Here is a 611-nt window from a genome sequence, read left to right as displayed (position 1 = left end):
ATTGAAGATTTAACACCAAAAGCCATGGCTCTTGAAAGCTTACAACGTCATGACGGACTGTTTAGTCTTACAGAAGCTGCTAAAATACTCGAGATGCAACCAAAACAATTCATTCAATTCTTACAGCAAAAAGGGTGGATTTACAGACGTGCAGCGGGTGGAAATTTGCTTCCTTATCAAGACAAAATCCAAAAGAAACTTATGGATTGTCCAACCATCACACTTCAAACCGCAAGTGGAATAGAAAAAGTCATTCCTTGCGCAAAAATCACAGCAAAAGGAATTGGTGCGCTGTCTCAAGAGCTTAAAAGACAAAGCATGCATTAATTAAGGAATGCAATAATGAAAAAGAAATACGAATTTACTGATAAAATCGATATGATTTATTTGCGTCAATTTTCAAACTTTTTAATTGACAATATAATATCAGTATGTCTATTGTCGAATCAGGTGCTTGAAAAACACCTTGAATCGATAGCGGATAGATTGCCGAAACAATCTTTTCTCCGCACATTAAAGGCTTTGACTCATTGTATGTTACACGCATATAATGGCTTTGTCGGGTGTAGTTACGCTATACAATACCCTTTATGGGGAAAGCGTAACGACGG

2 protein-coding genes are annotated in these 611 nt (G+C 37.0%); both read left to right on the top strand.

Annotated features, from left to right (window positions below):
* Nucleotides 1–327: phage antirepressor KilAC domain-containing protein (locus ACFINU_RS10330; RefSeq protein ID WP_375619077.1), on the top strand; the 327-nt coding region annotated here is incomplete at its 5' end.
* Nucleotides 328–342: 15 nt separating this feature from the next.
* On the top strand, nt 343–611 hold a 269-nt coding region (locus ACFINU_RS10325), incomplete at its 3' end, for a hypothetical protein (RefSeq protein WP_375619076.1).

It is taken from the genome of Bartonella sp. AC130YNZD (assembly GCF_042196865.1).
GTDB lineage: Bacteria > Pseudomonadota > Alphaproteobacteria > Rhizobiales > Rhizobiaceae > Bartonella.
This window is presented reverse-complemented; position numbering and strand designations above follow the sequence as displayed.